Here is a 21,837-nt window from a genome sequence, read left to right as displayed (position 1 = left end):
TTAAATGAGCGCATTTTCAACCAGCATCGCTATTCCCATTCCCGTTCCGATGCATAACGAGGCTATGCCGTAACGTGAAGATCTTCGCACCATTTCATGAACCAACGTAACCAATATCCTAGCACCGCTTGCACCAACAGGATGTCCGATCGCGATCGCGCCGCCATTGACATTCACCTTCTCTGGACTGACCCCAAGCTCTTTCAATACCGCTAATGCTTGTGCGGCGAACGCTTCATTGATTTCAAAAAGATCGATGGCATCAATGGATATTCCCTGTCGCTTAAGAAGTGACGAAATGGCTTTCACCGGCCCCATTCCCATATATGCAGGGTCAACGCCAACAAGTGAATAACCCTTGATATATGCCAACGGCTTTAACGCATGTTCCTTACATTTGTCTTCCGACACTACAAGCATAGCTGCCGCGCCATCATTGATCCCCGAAGCATTTCCGGCGGTAACCGTTCCGTTCTCCTTAAACGCAGTTTTTAAATGAGAAAGTTTTTCTTTCGTTGTATTTCCTCTTATGTGTTCGTCCTCTGTGAAAGAAATCGTTTCTTTTTTGTTTTTGATCATGACCGGAACAATCTGCTCTTCAAAAACCTTATTGTTTTTTGCTTCTACGGCCTTTATCTGGCTTTCATAGGAAAATTCATCCTGCTCAAGTCTTGAAATTCCATATTTCTCGGCAACATTTTCTGCGGTAATTCCCATATGGTAATTGTTGATCGGGCACGTAAGGCCGTCGGCCACCAGGGAGTCTACCAATTCACCGTTGCCAAGCTTGTAGCCATTTCTTGCATTTCTTAGCAGATAAGGGGCGTTCGACATGCTCTCCATGCCTCCGGCCAAGACGATGTTGCTTTGTTCCGCCAATATTGAATCGTAGGCTAAAGCAACGGCATGAAGTCCTGAACCGCAAACTGTGTTTATCGTTGATTCGGGTACATCGATGGGGATACCGGCTTTCAGTGCCGCCTGTCTGGCAGGATTTTGGCCATTGCCTGCCTGAAGAACATTTCCCAAATAAATTTGATCAATCAAAGCAGGCTCTAATTTACTTTGCTGAAGGCATGCTGTCATCACAGTTGCTCCCAATTCAGGAGCGCTTAGGGGCGCAAGGGTTTTGTTAAAAGAGCCGACCGCTGTTCTCAACGGGCTTACTAAAGCTACTTTTTTCATAAAAATTCACATTCCTTTCGCTGTGTTCAAGACACAATACATCCATGATTGCAATTCAATTCGTAATTTCCGCGCTTAACTTACGAAACGTAGCGACTGCAAGATACATTTGCATGCGGGCATATCATGGTGCCTAAGACGGTGAGTGTGACGGTTCGATCGCCTTCCTTCTTCCATTGGAAATTAAAACCAGTTTCATCATAGTCCCAATGCAAATTTTGCTCAATGTTCAAATATTTACATATAATTGTATACGGATGTTTATAAAGCCATATACTCCAAAATAAATAGGCCATTCTAATGTTTTCTGTTAATTTCTCGATTTTTCTGAAAATAATGATCACAAATTGAATTTTCTGTTAAAAACGAAATTTGTAATCAATACGTGAAAAAACGAGGCCAATCGTTGAGCTTGGTGTCACCCCAATTACGCAAAAAGCTCCTGAATCTCCACAGAAGGAAATTCAAGAGCTCTTTCATCATTGCTAAGTTGATGCGGTCGAGAGGACTCGAACCTCCACGGGGGGGGGGGGTTAGCCCACACGGACCTGAACCCCTTTTATATTGTCTAATTCAGGAAACGGGGTGTATAGTATGATTAATCTTTGAGGGAGGTGAGCCGTATGGACTTTAACATATGTTTGTTCGATGATTTTGAAACACTGGATGTATTCGGACCCGTTGAGATTTTTGGTCGTCTACCGGAAGAGTATGACTTAAAATATTTCTCTATGAACGGGGGAATTATTGAAAGCCGACAAAAAACCAAGATTGTTACAGAACCTATTGCACAAGCAAAGTCCGATGGCATATTCATGATCCCGGGCGGACAGGGGACAAGAAGTTTAATCCATGATGATCAATTTATGAAACAGGTCAAAGATTTTGCGGAACAGTCCTGTTTTTGTATAACCGTCTGTACAGGTTCTGCGCTGCTTGCCAAAACAGGCTTGTTAAAAAACAGGCGCGCCACATCCAATAAATTAGCCTTGGATTGGGTGAAATCCATCGACACGGAGGTTGAGTGGGTTCCAAAGGCAAGATGGGTAGTAGATGGAAAGTTCTATACTTCATCGGGTGTATCCGCTGGAATAGATATGTCCTTAGGCTTTGTTTCTGACCACTTTGGTCTTGAAAAAGCTCAGCAGGTTGCCAATCAAATTGAATACATTTGGAATTCCAATAAAAATGATGATCCTTTTGCGAGATAAGTATATTGCAAGAGATAAGGAGTTTCGATGATGACGTCCTTCGTGCTGGTTCATGGCGCGTGGCATGGTGGATGGTGCTGGGAGCGTGTGATTCCGCTGCTCGAAGCCGAAGCTATTTCGTCACAGCGCCGACGCTGGACGGGCTTGCCAAACGGACACCCGCGCTCTCGCGAGACGTGAATCTGACGACGCATATCAACGACATTTTGGATGTATGGAATTTTTAAATATACGTTGTTACCTCGACGATATCATGAAAAAGGAGGTGTGCGGAGCAAAGATGCAGTGGAATTAGCAGGTGTGAGCCGGAATACGATTACCTCACTTGCTGGCAACGTAATCAAATGTAGAGATTACGATACGCTAGTTATATTGTGTCAGGAAATAGGAGTACATACCAAATACAGCAGGCAAATGATTCATTTGATACTAGTGATTAGGTCGACCTTTTATATAGCCATAAAAAAATGACTTATAAAAGTCATTATATAGATAAAGTAATTGATTGAAAAGTATACATATATATCCCAAAAGATGGTATACTCTGTGTCAAAAGGACAATTTATTTTAACATTAGATTGTAACATGTAATGTTCCGATGAGTCGGTATCTGACTGACTACATAACAAACGTTAACGTTAAAGGGGTTGTTAATTGTGAACCATACAACCACGATTCGCACAGAACTGTTAAATTTCATGAAACACAATAATCTAAACATTAACCAATTAAGTAAAGTAACCGGTTTAAATGCAGGCTCGATAAGTACCATGGTAAATGGCAATCGTGCGCTATCCGTTGAACAATTAGACCGAATTACGACAGCCATGGGATACTCTAAAGGGTATTTTTACGAGCAATATATTGAAGAATATTTGGCGCAAATCGCTCTAAATTGGCGCAGAATTAAACCTTTCTTGTACCGTTGTGCAGAGTTGGACAAGCAGGAATGCATCCGACAGGTAATCGGTTTGCTATTGGACAAATTGATGTATTCCTCATGTTTGTTTGATCTTGCAGAGGAATTTTTCAAAGACGAAAAATATGCAATAGCGGCTATTCTTTATGAAGGCGTGGCTTTAAGTGAGAAAAGTCAGCATTCGGAACGACTGGCTTTATGCCAGTATCGTTTATTTATGGCGAGACAGGGAGATAACCAAGAGCAAAACTATCAAGCAGCTATTGAATTTCAGCCTTTCATTGATCGCTTGGATGAGATTGACCAACTGGAAGCATTAAAGGATTTAGCCAACACCTATCGTTCCTTACGAAGATGGGATAAGGTAGAAATAGTAGCTCAAAAACTGGAACATAAGGCCAAAATTCAATATTTTTCAAAATGCAAGCCAATAAGGAAAAATAAAAATAAGCAGAAGAAACTAAGTAAGCCTCTTTATGTCTATGTAGCTTATTCTTATTTACTTCGTGGAAGCGTTTGTGAAGAATGGGGAGAATACAAGCAGGCTCTTCAACATATTCATGCTTATACTGATTTGAGTTGGGTGAAAGAAACGGATGAGGAATCAGAGCGTTGGAAGGGCTTATTTAAGGAATGGGCACAGGTTAATACTTATGTAACTAAGTTATTTTCTGGAGATGCGAGTGTACTTCCAGATTATGTTGCATATATTGAAGTGAATAAAGAGGAGATTCTCTTATCTTTGTTAAACATTATTGAAGCAGCTAACCGATTTAATTTCAATGTAGATGATATACTTTGCAAGTTTAATGACGAGGTTAAATCTCTAACAGAACTGAAAAAAGGTGTTTATACTCAACAAACTACCTCAGAACGTTTTTCTCGTTTACTTAACGAATTGGCTGAATACTATTTACTTAAAGAAATGTATCAAAAGGGATTCGAATTTTTAATAACAGGGTTGGAAAAGTCTTCTATTATAAATAATAAGTCATGCATAATCAAGTGTGTGGGTTTGTTTGAACGTTTTAGAAAGGTTGCATCTTTCGAAACTACAGAAACCTACCAAAATTTGATTAATGAGGTGTACGAAAATGAAAAAAAAATTAGGGAAGCTCCTTTTGGCAGCTAGTTTTTTGTTGATTTTGGTTAATCCAATTCAACCTCCAATAAAGGAGGGGGGCTCTCAACCTCTAGATCACCATGGAGGGATATAAGCCTATCATATCTTGTTACATACTAATTCTAATCCAAGGCCAGCTTAATTGCTGGTCTTTTTTTCTATAAATCAGACATTTTTCCTGAATTTATTCATCCTCATTATAGAAATAACCTCTTACACTAAGATCATAAAAGGAGGGATTGTGATGAAAAAGCAAGAAATTTTACGACATAGCTTAGAAAAGAACAGACAGAAGCTCTACGATCTACAAAAGAAATATGGATTCGATGATGCTCGCGTGCTTAAGCAGTCTATGATTCTCGACGAGCTTATCAATCAATACAATCGGACCTTCTATGCAGATATAAAAAAGCCGACTGCTTGAAAGCAATCGACCTCTGAGCGAGAAACTTTTGGCGGGTGACTCGCTCTATTATTTTATCATACATGCCTTAAAATCTGATGGATTCATATTAAAAATGTACATCCTCCGTTGCAAGCAAACGAACAAAACGATTACCGAGCATCTCGTTGTGGTGGGCAACGATTTGTTCGCCGCTCAGTACTTTACTATTAAATGTACTGTGCGCATCCGATACAAGCACATTATCCTGGTACCCCAGACTGTAGGCGTTCCGACAGGTCGTGTCGAGGCAGAACTCGGTTTGCATCCCGGCAATGATGAGCCGATCAGCCTCCAATTCCTTTAGCACATCGCCCAATTCAGTTTGGTAAAAGCTGTCCCAGGATGTTTTACGGACAATCCGCTCATGGGGAAGGGGACGCACTACATCTGCTATAGCCCAGCCTACACTGTTTTCCCGGAAATCCTCATCCGCTTGATCGGTATGCTGCACAAAAATAACGGGCGTACCTGCTGCTCTGGCTTTGGTCAAAAGCTGCTGCAAATGCTCTACTACCTCCTGCTCTCGATACAGCTTCTCTTCATACATAAACATAGCCTGCTGTACGTCAATCATGAGTAAAACGTTTTGTCCCATCGTTTCGCTTCCCTCCCTGTATGTTACACCTATCTTACAATAGCATGTCTTCATGCCTTGCGGCGACATAAGGTGAACTATATAATAAAGGACAAGTTGGAACGGTCCGATTCGGACGAAAGGTGATTAAAATTATGACAATTTCGCAGGAACAGTTTACGTTCCGTTCTGCCGGAGTGGCGCAGACCGGAGCTTTGGCAGGGATATTGGCAGCCAAAGCGGTTCCCGGAACGGTGATTGTACTGGATGGAGATCTGGGAGCGGGCAAAACCGCTTTTTCCAAAGCCTTTGCCAGTCATCTGGATGTACCGGGTATCGTAAACAGCCCAACCTTTACGCTCATTAAGGAGTATGAAGGCCGATTGCCCTTGTTCCATATGGATGTGTACCGTATTACACAGGATGAGGCAGAGGATCTTGGGCTGGACGAATATTTTTACGGGACAGGCGTGTGTCTGGTGGAATGGGGCAGTATTATACCGGATATTTTGCCGAAGCAGCGGCTTCACATGTATATAGAAACAACGGATGTGGAGGAGCGCTTGATTCACCTGACCGGGTACGGCGAGCCTTATGAACAATGGTGCCGCAGTTTGCGGGAGAATGGAGTTTGAACCATGCAAAGAGAGCATACAGATGAGAATGTAAAGCCGCGTGAGCGGTTTTTGGCGTTAGATACAGCGACGACCGTGATGGCGGCCGCCCTGATGAACGGAAAAGAGTTACTGGGAGAAAGCAATGTCTATGGCGAACGCAATCACTCGGTGCACGTGATTTCCGAATTGGAACGGCTTCTGAACGAAGACGGGCTGACACAGGATGATGTGGACGGCATTGCGGTGGGTGTGGGACCGGGGTCTTACACAGGCATTCGCATTGCGGTGACCGCAGCGAAAACACTTGCTTGGGCCTGGGGCGTCCCGGTGACATCCGTATCCACTTTGCACGCGCTGGCCTGGGGCGGTTGGAGCCGTGGCACCGAGTCGCAGGGGCAAGAAGCTGGAAGTGAGTTAGCAAGTATACACTTGGCTGGAGAACAGGCGGCAGACTGGATCGTTCCAGTGCTGGATGCAAGGCGCGGACAGGTTTACACAGGCTTGTTCGCAGCGAATGTGGACGGCAATACCGGGATTCCGCAGAATCTGGAACCGGATGCGATCCGATTGATGGCCACTTGGACTGAGGACCTGCTGCAACGGCTGGAGGCTTTGCCGTCCGAACAGCGCCCTGCGGTCATTTGGCTGGTTGGTGAAACGGCGGTTCACGCAGAAACAGCCGAGCGCCTGCGTGCATGGAGCGAACTTCGTATCGTACCGTATGAGCTGGAAGGAAGATGGGTTGGCCGCCTTGGGGCGGATAAGCTGCTTCGTCAGGAACATGACGAGTTACATACGCTGGTTCCAAACTATACCCAGTTGGCGGAGGCGGAAGCCAATCTGCTTCGTCAGCGCTGAAGAGAGCGGTGAACAACATGGCAAAGAACATACAACGGGAAGAAAAGCTAGAGTTTCGACTGATGCAGCTGGATGATATTCCCGATGTGCTGGCGATTGAGCATGAAGCGTTCACGCTGCCGTGGACGGAAGAAGCGTTCCGTAATGAGCTGACGATGAATCATTTTGCTAAATATATGATTATGGAGCTGAACGGACAAGCCATCGGCTACGCAGGGATGTGGACGATTATGGACGAGGCTCATATTACGAATATTGCCGTTCGTGAGGCCTATCGCGGGCGCAAGCTTGGAGATAAGCTGCTGGACGAGCTAATGCAAACGGCCTCTTATCTGGGGATGGAACGCATGACGCTGGAGGTACGGGTGACGAATCGGATTGCTCAGGGCTTGTATGAGAAAAAAGGCTTTAAGCCAGCGGGCGTCCGTAAAGGCTATTATTCGGATAATAACGAGGATGCCGTGATCATGTGGGCGGATCTTCCCGCACATGGGGCATCCGGTGAACAGGAAGGAAGCGTGCAGAAGCAATGATGCAAGAGGAAAAAGCAGGTACAGGCGCCGCCTCTGGCGAGCCTTGCTATATATTGGCAGTGGAGACGAGTTGCGATGAAACGGCTGTGTCTGTCGTGAAAAATGGCACAGAGGTGCTTTCTAATCTGATTTCCAGTCAGATTGAAACGCACAAAGCCTTTGGTGGAGTTGTGCCGGAGGTGGCATCCCGCAAGCATGTGGAGAGCATTACCTACATGCTGGACGAGGCCATGCAAGCATCGGGAATTACGCCCCACGAGCTTTCGGCGGTTGCGGTGACGCAAGGACCGGGACTGGTCGGTGCGCTGCTGGTGGGCATTGTCGCCGCCAAAAGCGCCGCCATGGCGTTCAGCAAGCCGTTGATCGGAACCCATCATATCGCAGGACATATTTATGCAAATCAGCTGGAGCATAAAATCGTATATCCGTGCATCGCTCTGGTCGTATCGGGTGGGCACACGGAGCTGGTATGGATGGAGTCTGAGGGTCATTTTCACCTGATTGGCCGCACACGGGATGATGCGGTTGGGGAAGCCTACGACAAGGTAGCGCGTGCTATTGGATTTCCGTATCCTGGTGGTCCGCACGTAGACCGAGTGGCTCATGAATCCGAGGAAGCTATCACCTTGCCACGTGCATGGTTGGAGCCGGATTCTTATGATTTTAGCTTCAGCGGTTTGAAATCGGCGGTGTTGAATGTGATCAACCAGACGAAAATGCGCGGAGAAACTGTTCATGCCGGAGCTATCGCAAGAGGCTTTCAAGAGTCGGTCGTGGAAGTGCTGGTGGAAAAAGCAATTCGTGCCATGCGTGAATACGGCGCGAAGCAACTGCTGTTATGCGGCGGTGTTGCCGCCAATCGCGGACTGCGGACCGCACTTCGTGAACGCTGTGAACGTGAAAGTATTGAGTTGCTAGTACCATCCATGAAATATTGCACGGATAATGCGGCTATGATTGGTGCGGCTGCTTACGCCAAGTGGAAGCGTGGCGAATTCACCTCACTGGACATGAAAGCCGATCCCGGGCTGTCTCTGGAAGAGTGGTCCGTCCAATCTTAGTTGGAGAAGCATCAGGCAGTGAGCTGAATGCAAGTGAAGATAGTAGATAGGGACACGACTCGTTTGAGTCGTGTCTTTTATGATTTATATTAGGCTGAACACGGAAAATGTAAGTTCAACTTATAGAAATCTATAAATATAAAATTCAACAGGTATAAATACAGGAGTTTGAGCAGGTGAACTTTAGTGTCTAATTCTCCCGCGTCGTTCGTCATGATGTTGCACGATTTTTCAGCATTCATCAAAAAAAACTGAAATTTAATATTCCCCGAACAATGATATGATTTGTCAAGTTGTGAACAAAGTTATCCACATATCCCGTCCGAAATGTGGATAATTAAGCTCAAAGCAAGCAGCTTAAGACTTTTTTAGGCTGCAAGAACAGGGGACATTTTGCATCTTTAGGTTTTGTGAAATCTGTGGATAATGTGGACAAAAGGGTGGATAAATTTGGTTTTCATATGAAAATGGCTTTTTATCAATAAAAAAATGGCCCCAAAGGCCATTTTTCAATACATTCCATGCACATATTCTGTGGATATCTTTGTGTATAAAAAGACGGATGGGGCAAATGTGAAATTTTTAAGTCCATAATTGTGAAGCAGGTCTTACTCCTCTAACAGTTCCTCCCAAGAAGCGTAGGTTGCTGCCAATTCCTGCTTGCGTGCGTCAAGTTGTGCTTGAATATCCTGCAGCGCCGTGTAATCCTGATAAACCTCTGGCAGAGTCATTTGCTCCTCCAGCCCGGTAATTTGTTCTTCCAGCTCTTTGATTTGATTTTCCAGTGTCTCCAGCTTGCGCTGGCGACTGCGTTCCTCACTCTTGGCTTGTTTATCTGCGGCATAGGCTGCTGCACCTGTTTTGGGTGTTGTCTCGACCGTTGCGGATACAGACGATGCTTTGCTGCGTGTTGCCTGACTGGCCTCCAGAGCTTCCTGCGCAATTTCCTCCAGCTCCTGCTTTTTGTCTACATAGTCATCATAATTCCCCAAGAAATGTTCTATTCCGCCAGGATGAAGCTCAATGACACGTTCCGCCATTTTGTTAAGGAAATAACGGTCATGGGAGATGAACAGCAGCGTGCCGTCATAGTCGATTAGGGCAGCTTCTAGCACTTCTCTACTGAACAGGTCAAGATGGTTGGTAGGCTCATCGAGAATCAGCATATTAGCTTCGAGCAGCATCAGCTTGGCGAGAGAGACGCGAGCTTTTTCACCGCCGCTTAAAGTAGCTACCTTTTTCAGTACATCGTCACCACTGAACAGGAAGTTACCCAGCACTGTACGAATTCGTGCCTCCTCCATATGGGGGTACTCACTCCATAGCTCCTCCAGCACCGTATTGGCCGGGTTCAGGTTCGTTTGCTCCTGATCATATAGGCCGATTTTGATTTTCGTGCCCCAGTGAATCGACCCGGCAGCAGGCTTTAACGTTCCGGTCAGGCATTTGAGCAGCGTCGATTTTCCGATTCCGTTCGGACCAATCAGCGCAACGGTATCGCCACGTTTTAAGTCGAAGGATGCATGCTGAAATAACGGTTTTTTACCTTCATAGGCCACGGAGAGGTCACGTACCTCCAGCACTTCCTTTCCCGACATATAAGCTGTTTCAAAGGAAAAATGGGCTTTTTTCAGATCTCCCATCGGGCGATCCATTCGATCCATTTTCTCCAGCTGCTTGCGGCGGCTCTGGGCGCGTTTGGTGGTGGAAGCCCGCACGATATTACGTTGTACGAATGCCTCCAGACGGGCAATTTCCCCTTGCTGCTTTTCATAGTGCTTGAGATTGGTTTCGTACTCGGCAGCTTTTAGCTCCATATATCGACTGTAGTTACCTGTATACCGGGTCGAACGATGACGCTCGATTTCAATAATGGTGGTCACCAGTCTGTCGAGAAAATAACGGTCATGGGATACGACCAGCAGCGAGCCGGAATAGCCGCGCAAATAATCTTCCAGCCAGGTCAGTGTTTGAATGTCCAGATAGTTGGTCGGCTCATCGAGCATGAGTACATCTGGGGCGAGCAGCAGGATACGGGCCAGCGCGAGACGTGTTTTCTGTCCACCACTCAGTGTGGATACAGGCGTTTCCGGTGCAAACGAGCCAAAGCCCATGCCATGAAGCACACTGCGAATCCGGGTTTCCATTTCATATCCGCCGTGATCCTTGAACCAGTCCGACCTTCTCGCATATCTTTCCAGCAGATCTGCATAGCGCTTCTCGTTCTGCGCATTGGCGGGGTCGGCGATTTCCTGCTCCAGCTGCCGTAGTTCCCGCTCTGCTTCGATTAGCGGAGTGAATACGAGCATCATTTCCGCCCAGATGGATCGGTCGGAATTCAAGCCGCTATTTTGCGCCAAATAACCAATGCTGGTCTCCTTCGCTTTAAAAATTTGTCCACTGTCGTATGATATTTCACCAGCGATGATTTTGAGCAATGTCGATTTGCCCGCTCCATTCACACCTACCAGTCCAATGCGTTCACGTTCCAATATTTGAAGGTTAATCCCGTCCAGAACGGGCTCAATTCCATAGGATTTTGTAATTCCGGTTACTTGCAATAGCATCGCGTATCGTTCCTCCATTACATTATGCGCAGTTTTCCCCGCTTCCTCCGCAGGGTGTCTTCCTTCCAGTTTACATGAAAATACCCACTAATGCACTGCTATCACCCTGTAAACCCTAGAGCCGCGTGTAGTCAATTTGTATAAACAATGATAAACTTAAACGAGAACTGAAAAAAAATGAAAAAAGCTTGCAAAGTACAGCACTTACTGACAAATGGGACAATAGCAACGTTTTAAAGATTATCGACGATTGTGGGAGGGCGGATGTGATGGATGTCTGTAATGTGAAGAACGCGCTGCGTTTGCAGCAACGGGAAGCGCGTGACTCCATGGACCCGCTGACAAGGCAGAAGGCATCGGCTGTGGCCTGTCGGCATGCAATCGAGGCATGGGAGCAGCTTAGAATAGACAGAAACGGAGATAAGCTAACATTATTTAGTTATCTCTCTTTTGGCAGCGAGATTTCGACGACTCCCCTCATTGAGCATTGCTGGTCACAGGGAGATCGTGTCCTGGCCCCAAGAGTGGATCCGGTAACTCGGACTATGGAGCTGAGGGAGATGGATCAGTACGGAGATATTGTACCCGGAATCTGGAACATCCCTGAGCCTGCTTCGACATGCAAGGAATGGTCGCCTGAAATGTGGACGGGAATTGACTGGGTTGTTGTGCCTGGCTTGGCCTTTGATCGTCGTGGGGGCAGGATTGGCTACGGCGGAGGCTATTATGACCGCTTTACCGTACAGGTAGAGGCAGAGAAGCGTAACAACAGTCACGTAGATCCGCTTTATGTCTCGCTGCTGCTGCCGGGACAATTGTTGACACAGGTGCCCATGGAGCCAAGGGATTTGCGAGTGGACGTGCTGTTTACTCTGGATGGACGCTTAGATTGTGATTATGCAAAATTGACAAATGGTGAATGAAGTGAAGTTTGGCATGTGAAAGGAGCTGTGAGGGAGTCGTGGATTCCTTTACTCATTTTAATGAACAGGGACGAGCTCGTATGGTGGATATTTCGGGCAAAGCGTCCACGGTTCGTACAGCAGTCGCCGTGTCGCGGATTACGATGAATCCCGCTACGCTCACGGCTGTGAAAGAGGGTAGGATCGGCAAGGGTGATGTACTTGCTGTGGCCCAGGTCGCCGGGATTCAAGGCGCGAAAAAAACGTCGGACTGGATTCCGATGTGCCATCCGCTGGCCCTGACGGGCGTGAATATTACGTTTTCCGATAATGGACATGATGTGCTTCATATTGAAGCGGAAGTGAAGACCGAGGGTAAGACAGGTGTGGAAATGGAAGCTTTGACAGCAGCTTCAGCCGCAGCGTTAACCGTGTATGATATGTGCAAGGCGCTGCAAAAAGATATGATCATCGGTCCTACCATGCTGCAATCGAAAACAGGTGGCAAGCATGGGGATTTCCAAAGGGAAGACCACCAGGAACCCTGAAATAGACATACATGTCGCCGAGAGGGTACTGTGATGTGATGGAGGATGCAGCGTGGCTGTTTCTGATTTTCTGAAGAGAAAGTATTCTTTCATGATAGGAGAAGGGTGATCTTATGGTGTGGAAAACGGCGATCCTGACAGCCAGTGATAAAGGGGCGAGGGGAGAGCGTGAGGATACAAGCGCACAGGTCATCCGGGAACTCATCGAAGAAGAGCTGGGCGGAGAGATTGTGGAGTACCGGATCGTTCCCGATGAACCGGATGAAATTATTGCGGCTTTAATCGAAATGACCGATTATTTTCATGCAGACCTGGTACTGACGACGGGTGGAACAGAGCTGGCAATCCGTGATGTGACACCCGAGGCGACTCGGCGGGTCGTGGAACGGGAAGTGCCCGGCATGGCGGAAGCGATGCGTATGATTGTGATGCAGAAAAATCCGGCGGCCATGCTTTTTCGTGGAATCGTAGGGATCCGGGGGCGTACGCTGATCGTGAATCTGCCGGGAACGCCCAAGGGCGTGCATGAAAATTTGGCGGCTATTATGGATCAGTTGCCAGAGGCGCTTCTCATGGTGACAGGTCAGTTCCGGTAGAAGGCAGCACGTCGAGTGTGGTATGATATCCGTAAGAATTTACATGACTGTATGCGGGCTAGCTATACAAGAAACATACAACGGACAAGCATGGTCTCCATGGTTGTTTCTGCGTCTGTGCACCAGATGCTGGTTCTTGTTTGTAATTTTGCCCGTCAACATAAGGAGGGTTACCACACATGCCTAATATTGGAGCACCGGGTTATATTTTGTTAATCATTCTGGCGTTGCTGCTATTCGGCCCGAACAAGCTGCCTGAGCTGGGTCGCGCTGTGGGGCGTACATTCCGTGAGTTTAAAAACGGAGCACGTGACATTTTGTCTGAAGACCAACGGACTGAACACAAAGACAGTAAGGATAGTGCGGTCAAAGCATCCCAGACGTCGGCTTCAGAAGTGCAGCCCCAGCCGGAGGATAAACGGTTATCTTAGGTTAATTTCATTTTTGATGCCTTTTACAATTTCAAGAAGAGCCTCTTCTCCAGGGAAGGGCTTTATTTTTTAGGAGGCGCAGCTGCGTCCGATCCAGAAAGGAGGAGCGAGTTTGACCCAACCAGAGCATGAAATGCCGCTAATGGAGCATCTGGGCGAGCTACGGCGCAGAATTATTTATGTGCTGATTGTATTTGTTCTGGCACTGGCTGGTGGTTTGTTCGCCGCAGGTCCTGTCTATGACTGGCTTATTCGCTCCGGTTCGGCGCAGGCTTTTCAGTTGAATGCATTTTCCTTCTGGGACGGAATAGGTATCTACATGAAGATCGCCATGTTGATCGGGATTGCGGTGGCTCTGCCGTTTGCATGCTACCAGTTGTGGAAGTTTGTTAGCCCCGGTTTGCGACCGCAAGAACGAAATGCGACTTTGCGGTATGTGCCTTATGTGCTGCTGTTGTTCGTGGTTGGTGCAGCTTTTGCATATTTTATTGTTTTCCCGATGGCGATTCAGTTTACGTCGTCTGTCACCAAAAGCATGGGACTGCATGAAACGTACGGTATCGCTCAATACTTCACCTTTATGTTTAATATTGTGTTACCTGTGGCTCTGTTGTTTGAATTGCCGCTACTCATCATGTTCCTGACGGGGATTCGGGTACTCACTCCGATGAGGCTTCGCAAATGGCGCAAAATTTCTTATTTTCTGCTTGTCTTTGTTGCTGTCGTCATAACTCCCCCGGATTTTATCTCCGACTTTCTGGTGGCGATCCCGTTACTGGTGCTGTATGAAGTGAGTGTGTATATGTCGGCAGTGGTGTACCGCAGGCAACTGCGTGCAGACGAAGAACGGGAGGCACAACTGCGTGTAGCACCGGAGCGGTAACAGGTAGAACCCGAGTTTCCGTGCAAAACGGTATCTCAGGGTTCTGGAGCTACATGGCAACTTGCAGACCATGAAGATCAGGGATTGGCAGATCATAACCATTTGTAGATCATGAAAAGCAGCTTAGCTGTCTTGAAAACAGATCATAAAAAATAGCAGCATAGCTGCCCTAAAAATAACCATTAGCCTGAGATAACGGTTATTTTTAGGACAGATGGATATAATCGAGAAGGGCCGTCCATAAAAATTCCCATAAAAAATACATCAGGGACTTGAAATTCAATCTCAAGTTGAGTATCATAAAGTTGGTTGTTAGCACTGACGAGTGTCGAGTGCTAATACATACAACATAACAACCGTATAACGGAATAAAACACTTAATAAGGAGGCTATTTTTTCATGATCAAACCTTTGGGTGAACGCGTATTGGTGGAAGCAATTGAGCAAGAGCAAACGACTTCCTTTGGAATCGTACTTCCTGACTCTGCTAAGGAAAAGCCGCAAGAAGGCAAAATTATCGCGGTTGGCGCAGGCGCATTGAAAGACGGTGCCCGCATTCCTCTGGAAGTAAAAGAAGGCGACCGTGTAATCTTCTCTAAATACGCTGGGACGGAAATCAAATATGAAGGTAAAGAATATTTGATTATGAAAGAAAGCGATATCCACGCGATCATTGGTTAACCGGAATCCGGACAAGACCTGAATATAGGAATCGAACAAATCATTCATAATCCATGGGAGGTTTATCGCAAATGGCAAAAGACATTAAATTTAGTGAAGACGCTCGTCGCTCCATGCTTCGTGGGGTAGATGCATTGGCTAACGCTGTTAAAGTAACACTCGGACCGAAAGGCCGTAACGTTGTACTGGAGAAAAAATTCGGTAGTCCGCTCATCACAAATGACGGTGTAACGATTGCAAAAGAAATCGAATTGGAAGACGCGTTCGAAAACATGGGCGCTCAACTGGTTAAAGAAGTAGCAACCAAAACCAACGATGTAGCTGGTGACGGTACGACAACCGCTACTGTTTTGGCTCAAGCCCTCATCACAGAAGGTTTGAAAAACGTAACTGCTGGTGCAAGCCCGATCGGTATCCGTAAAGGGATCGACAAAGCGGTTAAAGCAGCTGTTGCTGAACTGCAAGCGATCTCCAAGCCAATCGAAAGCAAACAATCCATTGCACAAGTAGCCGGTATTTCCGCTGCTGACGACGAAGTAGGCGAACTGATCGCTGAAGCTATGGAAAAAGTGGGAAAAGACGGTGTGATCACAGTTGAAGAATCCCGCGGTTTTGCAACTGAGCTGGAAGTGGTTGAAGGTATGCAGTTTGACCGTGGCTACATTTCCCCGTACATGATTACAGATACGGACAAAATGGAAGCTGTGCTGGACAATCCATATATCCTGATCACAGACAAAAAAATCACGAACACACAAGAAATTTTGCCTTTGCTTGAGAAAATCGTACAACAAGGCAAGCCGCTCGTGCTGATCGCTGAAGACATCGAAGGCGAAGCGCTGGCTATGCTCGTTGTTAACAAACTGCGTGGTACATTCAACGCTGTAGCTGTTAAAGCTCCAGGCTTTGGTGACCGTCGCAAAGCAATGCTGCAAGATATCGCTGCCCTGACAGGTGGTCAAGTGATCACGGAAGAACTGGGTCTGGACCTGAAAACTGCTTCCGTAGACCAACTGGGTACAGCACGTCAAGTGCGTATTACGAAGGAAAATACGATTGTGGTTGACGGTGCTGGTAACAAAGCCGACATCGACGCTCGTGTTAGCCAGATCCGTACACAACTGGAAGAAACGACTTCCGAGTTCGACAAAGAGAAACTGCAAGAGCGTCTGGCTAAATTGTCCGGCGGCGTAGCGGTTATCAAAGTCGGTGCGGCTACTGAAACAGAATTGAAAGAACGCAAACTGCGCATCGAAGATGCCCTGAACGCAACCCGTGCTGCGGTTGAAGAAGGTATCGTATCCGGTGGTGGTGTAGCGCTCCTGAACGTATACAGCGCTGTTGCAGCCGTTGAACTGCAAGGCGACGAGCAAACAGGCGTGAACATCGTATTGCGCGCTCTGGAAGCTCCAATCCGCACGATCGCTGCTAACGCGGGTGAAGAAGGCTCTGTAATCGTTGAGCGTCTGAAACGCGAAAAAGTTGGCGTAGGCTTTAACGCAGCTACTGGCGACTGGGTAAACATGATCGACGCTGGTATCGTTGACCCTGCAAAAGTAACTCGTTATGCACTGCAAAACGCTGCTTCCGTAGCAGCTATGTTCCTGACTACCGAAGCAGTTATCGCTGACAAGCCAGAACCAGAAAAAGCAGGCGGAATGCCTGATATGGGCGGCATGGGTGGAATGGGCGGCATGATGTAAGAAAGGGCCTGAAAACCCTGTAATACCGCTATTTATAAGGCTCCCGAGAGGGAGCCTTTTTCTATAAAATCACGAAAAAATCACATTTCTTGCAAAGGGAGATTATCTTTCGTGAAATTGAAGTTCAATATATCTGCAAAGTGAATTCTTATTTTCTCATTTGCATCCTTTTTCATCTTATCTGTGACGTGTGTGTAGATCTTTAGAGTTGTTTCCGTGTCATCATGTCCCACACGCTTCATAATCGTTTTTAGGTCTACTCCAGCCTCTGAGAGCATGCTTATGTGGGTGTGTCTGAAGATATGGGGAGTGGCTTCTTTTTTGATTGATGTTTTCTTTAAGATTCTATCCATTCTAATCAAGATATTTTTTTGGATGAATGGATATCCATTGTCACGACAGAATACGAAATCCTTGTCATGATAATCAGGGTACATTTTTCTGTTTTCCTGAACTATTTTTTGCTGTCTATTTCTATAATCGGCAAGCAAGTTCATAATGGTTTTGTCCAAGTCGAAAGTGCGGATAGATCCTTTAGTTTTAGGTGGAGTGAGTTTATATAGCTTCATATTATTTTGCTCATTATATAAAGTCTTGGTCACTCGAATTTCATTCGTTTCAAAATTAATATCCGTCCATTTTAAGGCACATAGTTCCCCTGAACGCATGCCAGAAAAGGCGAGAAGATAAAAACGCTCAATATCATTTATGGATCAAAATCCATTGATTGATGTATGCGGTGCTGCTTTTACTACTTCTAATGAAGGAGTAATGAAGGTGAATCCGGCCAGCCATGACGAAATTAAAACATGGTTGTTATTTCATTGCTGTATCTGCCATCCTGCTACAATAATACGTAATAGTATGATCCATCGGCTAGGCATTCAATATGATAGTAATTATCCCCGCGCCGAAGACTATGAGTTGTGGAACCGATTAGCTTCTCAAGTACAAATGGCGAACCTTCCTATAAACTTGCTGTATTATCGTCAACATAATGGACAAGTGTCCAATCAGCACAAAGTAATACAAGACGCCACCGCCCGGAGAATCCGACAAAGACAGTTTAGCCAGATAGGCTTGGAATTATCTGATGAAGAGAATCAAATTATGCTGGATATTCTTGAGTTTAAAATTAATCCCTACGATTATAATAGTTACGCTAAAGCTTTAGGATTTGCAAACTGGGTGCTGGGCCAAAACAGTAAGTATTTGGTTTATAATCAGGAGCTATTAAACATGCCTTTTTCACGGTGCATATCCCATATTAACAAAGATATTAGCAAGCGATCGTAAAGTATCCTCGTACCCCGCTGGCATACGTCAAAGGGTTTTTTTTACGAATTGCCGCTTAGCCCTGTCAATTTCTTCAAGGACACATACTGTATACAGTATCTAAAAAAAAGGAGGAGTTCATGTGAGTGAATGTGGACATGAGCATAAAGCCAAACATTTTTGTCCTTTCACATCGACGGGGGCAATTTTGGTGCTCTTTATCCTGTTGGTCATAATTACTAAAGCGTGTTGGATTTAATTTCGTGAAAAGAATTGTTGAATAATACTACTTCACTTGACTTGACTCATTTTTTAAGGATGGTAAAAAGTAGAGCCCAATGAACGCATTTGGCAATAGCCTATGCGTTCATTGGGTTTTGTCGGCGGGGGAATATTTCATCAAGGATTTCTCAAACCATTCATCGAATGAACTAACGAGGTGATCAGCATCAACCATACATATAAAGTGTTAAAGTCGAATATCGAACTGTTTGCAGCTGGGTTAAGCCAGGTAAGAGTATATGTTGTCCAGCCATTGGGTGATGATATGGTGGAAGTTGTAGACTATGGAGGCCCCGTAGAAAAGTTTTTGCCTGATGCAGTTAAGATTAACGGATCTTTACTTGTTTCGTAAGCAATTTGAATTTAGAGTAGATGTGAAAAAGGACTCTGCTGGTTTATAACCAGTAAGGAGTCCTTTTGGTTTATTCCTGATCACTTCTCGTAAAAACTTTTCCAATCAAGATGTATATGATTAATGCAATAATCACAGCCAAACCATAGTCGATAATAAACTTAATGAGGTTTTCTAATGTGAAAAATCCAGTTCCTGTGTTGTATTGAAAAAATTCTAACCTTCCGTATGTTAGATTCCCGATAATGTTGCCGATGAGCAGCGCGATGATAAATCTCCAAATGTTTTTCACCAAATACCTCCTGAAAAAATAATTAATCAAAATAGAACTTGTCATAAAATCAACTATAGTTTACCATAACTAGAGTAACTATTACATCAATGGTAAATGCATATAAAAAACAATGAGGAGTTGAAGTGATGAAAAAAGTATGGATAACCTCACTAATGGCCGCAACTTTACTATCAGGTGTGATTGCGGTACCAGCCTCAATGTACGCATTGCCTTCTACAGACTCTAGTAGTGTTTCTAGTAGTGCTAAGGATTCTCTTAGTGAATCTGAATTACAAGATATCGAAGGTATCGCCGAATATTTCAATTTGTCTGAGCAGGAAAAAAATGATTTTATTAAAGCCATCCAAAATAAAGAAGACCGTGGAGAGTATCAAACACAAGGGAAATTGAGTTGGGCAGTAAAAGCTTTAAAAGCAGGATATGATAAGCTTCCGGCCTCTGTGAAAGCTTTCATTGGAGTAGAGGGGTTCTTACAGATTCTTGGTGTTGTTGATAACTTTACTGGAGCTATTGAAGATGCAATATATGCAGGTGCTTTGCAAGTTACCGGAAATGAAACTGCTGCTTGGTGGGTTACTAAGGCTCTAATGTTGCTTTTATAGGTTATTCAACAATAAGATGAATGGTGTAGATTTTCCTTAAACTAAAAGCTCTGCTAACCTAATTGGTCGGCAGAGTTTTTTTATTTTTGACCGGAGTGTGTGGCGAATATACCAAAAAAAGACCTCTCAATAGATGATATATGTAGTATAATATGGATTACGAGACAAAATGATACAGTCACAGCAGAGCCGTAACGGGGTAATTCAGCCTTATTTCAAAAATGACTTTCACTTTGTCTTGCTTTGTGATTTTTCCTTGCTTTGAACTAAGGCATTCAACTTTTTTAAGTAGGCATTCTCCATGCGCAAACGTGTCGTGATCATTGCTACCATTGTATCTACAACTTCAGGCGGCATGATTCTGTTATCGGCTGCAATTAGCTCCATACCTGAAGATTTGTATAAGGCTGCCAAAGTAGATGGAGCAAGTGAAAAATCGGTCATCACTAAAATTATCCTTCCTTCATTAAAATGGCCGTTAATGTATATTACGATATCCGACCTTATCGGTTTTGTGTCCTCCTATTTCTTCATCTTGCTACTGACCAATGGCGGGCCTATGCGAGACACGACAACGTTATCTTTATATGCGTATCAGCAGGCCTTTAATTTAAAATATTATGGCTACGGTGCAGCTCTTTCTCTTGTGGTAGTTCTGATCTCGCTTATTTTGACATTATGGCTGCTGAGGCTGTTTGATTTCGATGAAATGATCAAGCCATCACGCATTGAAGATTAGGAGGGCCAAGATGTCGACAACTACTGTAAAAAAGCTGCTCGTGCACACATATCTGCTGTTATTCACCATGCCTATCGTTGGAATGATTATATGGTATTTTCTCTCGGCAACCTTTAATAGCACGACGGGCCAATTCTCACTGGAGAACTTCAATTTTGTCAAAGAACCTGTCGAGTATGCGGGGGTAAACCTGCCGGCGATCTGGCCTATTGTTCTAAATACATTAGTCTATTCGTTTCTTATTGTGGTGATTGAAATTTTTATTGCCGTACCTGCCGCATATGCATTCTCCAGGCTCGATTTCAAAGGAAAGCTGGGAGCAATGAAGTTCCTGTTCCTGATGCGCTCATTTCCAGGCATTACGCCGAGAAACTGCTAAAGGAGCGCGAGACGGTGCGAGACGGTCTCCATCGGCATAAAGCCGAATAAATTCCATCTGTTTGATATGACAGACGACGGACGCAATCTTTTGCAGTTTCAATAGAAATAGAAGGAGTAAAGGATGACAATACCCAATCTCTTAATCGATCAGCATGTGCATTCCTCCTATTCGCCTGACTCCAACTCAACGCTGGAGGAGCTTGTGCGATATGCGCTCGCACTGGGGAAGCCTGCTATCGTTACGACAGACCACTTAGAGTATGATTGCAAATATTTCAAGCAGGATGTTCATATTGACTGGAAGAGCTACCATAGAGAAGTGGAAGAGCTATTACTGCGTTATCCTGTGGAGATTCGCAAAGGCATCGAGGTTGGCTTTCGAAGCGACTATAAAGACGTCATAAACGAATATTTGGCTCAGCGCGAGTTTGACGTCATTTTGCTTTCTGCGCATAATGATGGTTATCTTGACTTTTCCGAAAAGGCTTATCATGATCTGCCCATCCAGCAAAGGCTTAAACACTATTTTATGCAGGTAAGAGAGACTGTCGACCAGATGGATAATTATGATATCGTTGCCCATTTGGATTATGTTACGAGATATACGACTTATCCAGTTGATGAAGAAGATATTGTGGCTTGCAAACCTGTTTTGTATGATATTTTGAAGCTAATCATCGAGAAGGAAAAGGTGCTTGAGCTGAATACGACAGGACTATATCGACAAGGCGGGATTCATCCTCATCCGTATATTCTCGATATGTATGTGAATTTAGGCGGCAGAGCGGTATCCATTGGTTCGGATGCACATCAAGTAGGGGATGTTGAGCAAGGCTTTGCGGAAGCGATAGAGCTGCTGCATGGCCTAGGCATTCAAGAGGTAGTGCAATTTAAGAGAAGAGCGCCGTATTTGGTGTCCATATAGTAATGACAACCACTGTCAATGTAATGGCAGTAGTTGTTGTTAAGATGGACAGGAGAACTCTGGCAATTAGCACCAGCGTTTTTTATGTGTTCAATACAGAACGTATGTTTGTATATAATAAGAGCGAATGTTCTATTTTGAGGTGTGAA

Annotated in this window: 23 protein-coding genes and 3 pseudogenes; 21 read left to right on the top strand and 5 right to left on the bottom strand. The window is 45.1% G+C overall.

The annotated features are described in order from the left end of the window. Complete coding sequence (locus tag ACQ4MX_RS07835; RefSeq protein ID WP_431090014.1) at nucleotides 1-1,185, bottom strand: acetyl-CoA C-acetyltransferase; 1,185 nt, start codon at nucleotides 1,183-1,185, stop codon at nucleotides 1-3. 623 nt (nucleotides 1,186-1,808) lie between these two features. Between ACQ4MX_RS07835 and ACQ4MX_RS07830 the strand changes: the two genes are divergently transcribed. From ACQ4MX_RS07830 to ACQ4MX_RS07815, 4 genes are all read left to right on the top strand, one after another. Next, nucleotides 1,809-2,396 (top strand): DJ-1/PfpI family protein, encoded by a 588-nt coding sequence (locus ACQ4MX_RS07830; protein WP_431090013.1) that lies wholly within the window; start codon nucleotides 1,809-1,811, stop codon nucleotides 2,394-2,396. A gap of 59 nt (nucleotides 2,397-2,455) precedes the next feature. Then, a complete protein-coding gene (locus tag ACQ4MX_RS07825; RefSeq protein WP_431090012.1) occupies nucleotides 2,456-2,623 on the top strand; it encodes a hypothetical protein in 168 nt (55 codons plus the stop codon). A 429-nt stretch (nucleotides 2,624-3,052) separates the two neighbouring features. Continuing rightward, nucleotides 3,053-4,447 (top strand): helix-turn-helix domain-containing protein, encoded by a 1,395-nt coding sequence (locus ACQ4MX_RS07820; RefSeq protein ID WP_431090011.1) that lies wholly within the window; start codon nucleotides 3,053-3,055, stop codon nucleotides 4,445-4,447. 235 nt (nucleotides 4,448-4,682) lie between these two features. Then, on the top strand, nucleotides 4,683-4,862 hold the full coding sequence (locus ACQ4MX_RS07815; protein ID WP_431090010.1) for a Spo0E family sporulation regulatory protein-aspartic acid phosphatase: 180 nt from the start codon (nucleotides 4,683-4,685) through the stop codon (nucleotides 4,860-4,862). Nucleotides 4,863-4,950: 88 nt separating this feature from the next. Here the strand turns inward: ACQ4MX_RS07815 and ACQ4MX_RS07810 are convergent, their stop codons facing one another. Continuing rightward, nucleotides 4,951-5,478, bottom strand: coding sequence for a cysteine hydrolase family protein (locus ACQ4MX_RS07810; protein ID WP_431090009.1), 528 nt, complete (start codon nucleotides 5,476-5,478; stop codon nucleotides 4,951-4,953). A gap of 134 nt (nucleotides 5,479-5,612) precedes the next feature. Between ACQ4MX_RS07810 and tsaE the strand changes: the two genes are divergently transcribed. The 4 genes from tsaE to tsaD are packed head-to-tail and all read left to right on the top strand — an operon-like array spanning nucleotide 5,613 to nucleotide 8,526. Then, the gene (tsaE, locus tag ACQ4MX_RS07805) at nucleotides 5,613-6,092 is read left to right on the top strand and encodes a tRNA (adenosine(37)-N6)-threonylcarbamoyltransferase complex ATPase subunit type 1 TsaE (RefSeq protein WP_431090008.1); all 480 of its coding nucleotides are present in this window, start codon (nucleotides 5,613-5,615) and stop codon (nucleotides 6,090-6,092) included. Nucleotides 6,093-6,095: 3 nt separating this feature from the next. Beyond that, nucleotides 6,096-6,932, top strand: coding sequence for a tRNA (adenosine(37)-N6)-threonylcarbamoyltransferase complex dimerization subunit type 1 TsaB (tsaB, locus tag ACQ4MX_RS07800; protein WP_431090007.1), 837 nt, complete (start codon nucleotides 6,096-6,098; stop codon nucleotides 6,930-6,932). A 17-nt stretch (nucleotides 6,933-6,949) separates the two neighbouring features. Continuing rightward, complete coding sequence (gene rimI / locus ACQ4MX_RS07795) at nucleotides 6,950-7,465, top strand: ribosomal protein S18-alanine N-acetyltransferase (RefSeq protein ID WP_283655005.1); 516 nt, start codon at nucleotides 6,950-6,952, stop codon at nucleotides 7,463-7,465. Further along, nucleotides 7,462-8,526, top strand: a complete 1,065-nt coding sequence (gene tsaD / locus ACQ4MX_RS07790; RefSeq protein ID WP_431090006.1) for a tRNA (adenosine(37)-N6)-threonylcarbamoyltransferase complex transferase subunit TsaD — start codon at nucleotides 7,462-7,464, stop codon at nucleotides 8,524-8,526. The genes rimI and tsaD overlap by 4 nt, the downstream gene beginning before the upstream one ends. A 608-nt stretch (nucleotides 8,527-9,134) precedes the next feature. Here tsaD and ACQ4MX_RS07785 read toward each other — a convergent pair. Continuing rightward, nucleotides 9,135-11,093: an ABC-F family ATP-binding cassette domain-containing protein gene (locus tag ACQ4MX_RS07785; RefSeq protein WP_431090005.1), complete on the bottom strand. Its 1,959-nt coding sequence runs from the start codon at nucleotides 11,091-11,093 to the stop codon at nucleotides 9,135-9,137. A gap of 269 nt (nucleotides 11,094-11,362) precedes the next feature. On the opposite strand from ACQ4MX_RS07785, the gene ACQ4MX_RS07780 reads away from it, so the two are divergent. The 7 genes from ACQ4MX_RS07780 (at nucleotide 11,363) to groL (ending at nucleotide 16,837) form a co-directional block, all read left to right on the top strand. Continuing rightward, entirely contained in the window at nucleotides 11,363-12,016 is a 654-nt protein-coding gene (locus ACQ4MX_RS07780; RefSeq protein ID WP_431091275.1) for a 5-formyltetrahydrofolate cyclo-ligase, read from the top strand. Nucleotides 12,017-12,054: 38 nt separating this feature from the next. Further along, nucleotides 12,055-12,543 (top strand): cyclic pyranopterin monophosphate synthase MoaC, encoded by a 489-nt coding sequence (gene moaC / locus ACQ4MX_RS07775; RefSeq protein ID WP_192510293.1) that lies wholly within the window; start codon nucleotides 12,055-12,057, stop codon nucleotides 12,541-12,543. A gap of 113 nt (nucleotides 12,544-12,656) precedes the next feature. Continuing rightward, a complete protein-coding gene (locus ACQ4MX_RS07770) occupies nucleotides 12,657-13,139 on the top strand; it encodes a MogA/MoaB family molybdenum cofactor biosynthesis protein (RefSeq protein WP_013309212.1) in 483 nt (160 codons plus the stop codon). 179 nt (nucleotides 13,140-13,318) lie between these two features. Continuing rightward, entirely contained in the window at nucleotides 13,319-13,570 is a 252-nt protein-coding gene (locus ACQ4MX_RS07765) for a twin-arginine translocase TatA/TatE family subunit (RefSeq protein WP_044647881.1), read from the top strand. A 112-nt stretch (nucleotides 13,571-13,682) separates the two neighbouring features. Continuing rightward, nucleotides 13,683-14,453: a twin-arginine translocase subunit TatC gene (gene tatC, locus ACQ4MX_RS07760; protein ID WP_431090004.1), complete on the top strand. Its 771-nt coding sequence runs from the start codon at nucleotides 13,683-13,685 to the stop codon at nucleotides 14,451-14,453. A 399-nt stretch (nucleotides 14,454-14,852) separates the two neighbouring features. Further along, on the top strand, nucleotides 14,853-15,134 hold the full coding sequence (groES, locus tag ACQ4MX_RS07755; RefSeq protein ID WP_025685233.1) for a co-chaperone GroES: 282 nt from the start codon (nucleotides 14,853-14,855) through the stop codon (nucleotides 15,132-15,134). Nucleotides 15,135-15,205: 71 nt separating this feature from the next. Continuing rightward, nucleotides 15,206-16,837 (top strand): chaperonin GroEL, encoded by a 1,632-nt coding sequence (groL, locus tag ACQ4MX_RS07750; protein WP_431090003.1) that lies wholly within the window; start codon nucleotides 15,206-15,208, stop codon nucleotides 16,835-16,837. 80 nt (nucleotides 16,838-16,917) lie between these two features. Here the strand turns inward: groL and ACQ4MX_RS07745 are convergent. After that, nucleotides 16,918-17,541 (bottom strand): annotated as a pseudogene (locus ACQ4MX_RS07745) (site-specific integrase); the annotation flags it as partial. On the opposite strand from ACQ4MX_RS07745, the pseudogene ACQ4MX_RS07740 reads away from it, so the two are divergent. Continuing rightward, nucleotides 17,537-18,133: pseudogene (locus tag ACQ4MX_RS07740) on the top strand (glycosyltransferase family 2 protein); the annotation flags it as partial. The pseudogenes ACQ4MX_RS07745 and ACQ4MX_RS07740 overlap by 5 nt on opposite strands. A gap of 427 nt (nucleotides 18,134-18,560) precedes the next feature. After that, nucleotides 18,561-18,795: pseudogene (locus ACQ4MX_RS07735) on the top strand (hypothetical protein). A 21-nt stretch (nucleotides 18,796-18,816) separates the two neighbouring features. Here ACQ4MX_RS07735 and ACQ4MX_RS07730 read toward each other — a convergent pair. Continuing rightward, complete coding sequence (locus ACQ4MX_RS07730) at nucleotides 18,817-19,038, bottom strand: hypothetical protein (protein WP_044647876.1); 222 nt, start codon at nucleotides 19,036-19,038, stop codon at nucleotides 18,817-18,819. A 128-nt stretch (nucleotides 19,039-19,166) separates the two neighbouring features. On the opposite strand from ACQ4MX_RS07730, the gene ACQ4MX_RS07725 reads away from it, so the two are divergent. The 4 genes from ACQ4MX_RS07725 to ACQ4MX_RS07710 all read left to right on the top strand — a co-directional run bounded on the left by ACQ4MX_RS07725 (nucleotide 19,167) and on the right by ACQ4MX_RS07710 (nucleotide 21,688). Then, a complete protein-coding gene (locus tag ACQ4MX_RS07725) occupies nucleotides 19,167-19,643 on the top strand; it encodes a hypothetical protein (protein ID WP_134910765.1) in 477 nt (158 codons plus the stop codon). Nucleotides 19,644-19,944: 301 nt separating this feature from the next. Next, on the top strand, nucleotides 19,945-20,382 hold the full coding sequence (locus ACQ4MX_RS07720) for a carbohydrate ABC transporter permease (protein WP_431090002.1): 438 nt from the start codon (nucleotides 19,945-19,947) through the stop codon (nucleotides 20,380-20,382). 10 nt (nucleotides 20,383-20,392) lie between these two features. Continuing rightward, complete coding sequence (locus ACQ4MX_RS07715) at nucleotides 20,393-20,761, top strand: hypothetical protein (protein ID WP_431090001.1); 369 nt, start codon at nucleotides 20,393-20,395, stop codon at nucleotides 20,759-20,761. Nucleotides 20,762-20,884: 123 nt separating this feature from the next. Next, on the top strand, nucleotides 20,885-21,688 hold the full coding sequence (locus ACQ4MX_RS07710; RefSeq protein WP_431090000.1) for a histidinol-phosphatase HisJ family protein: 804 nt from the start codon (nucleotides 20,885-20,887) through the stop codon (nucleotides 21,686-21,688). Nucleotides 21,689-21,837: the final 149 nt, after the last annotated feature.

This window comes from Paenibacillus sp. 8b26 (assembly GCF_050626875.1).
GTDB lineage: Bacteria > Bacillota > Bacilli > Paenibacillales > Paenibacillaceae > Paenibacillus.
The sequence above is the reverse complement of the archived record's forward strand: the minus strand, read 5'-3'. Positions and strand labels throughout refer to the sequence as shown.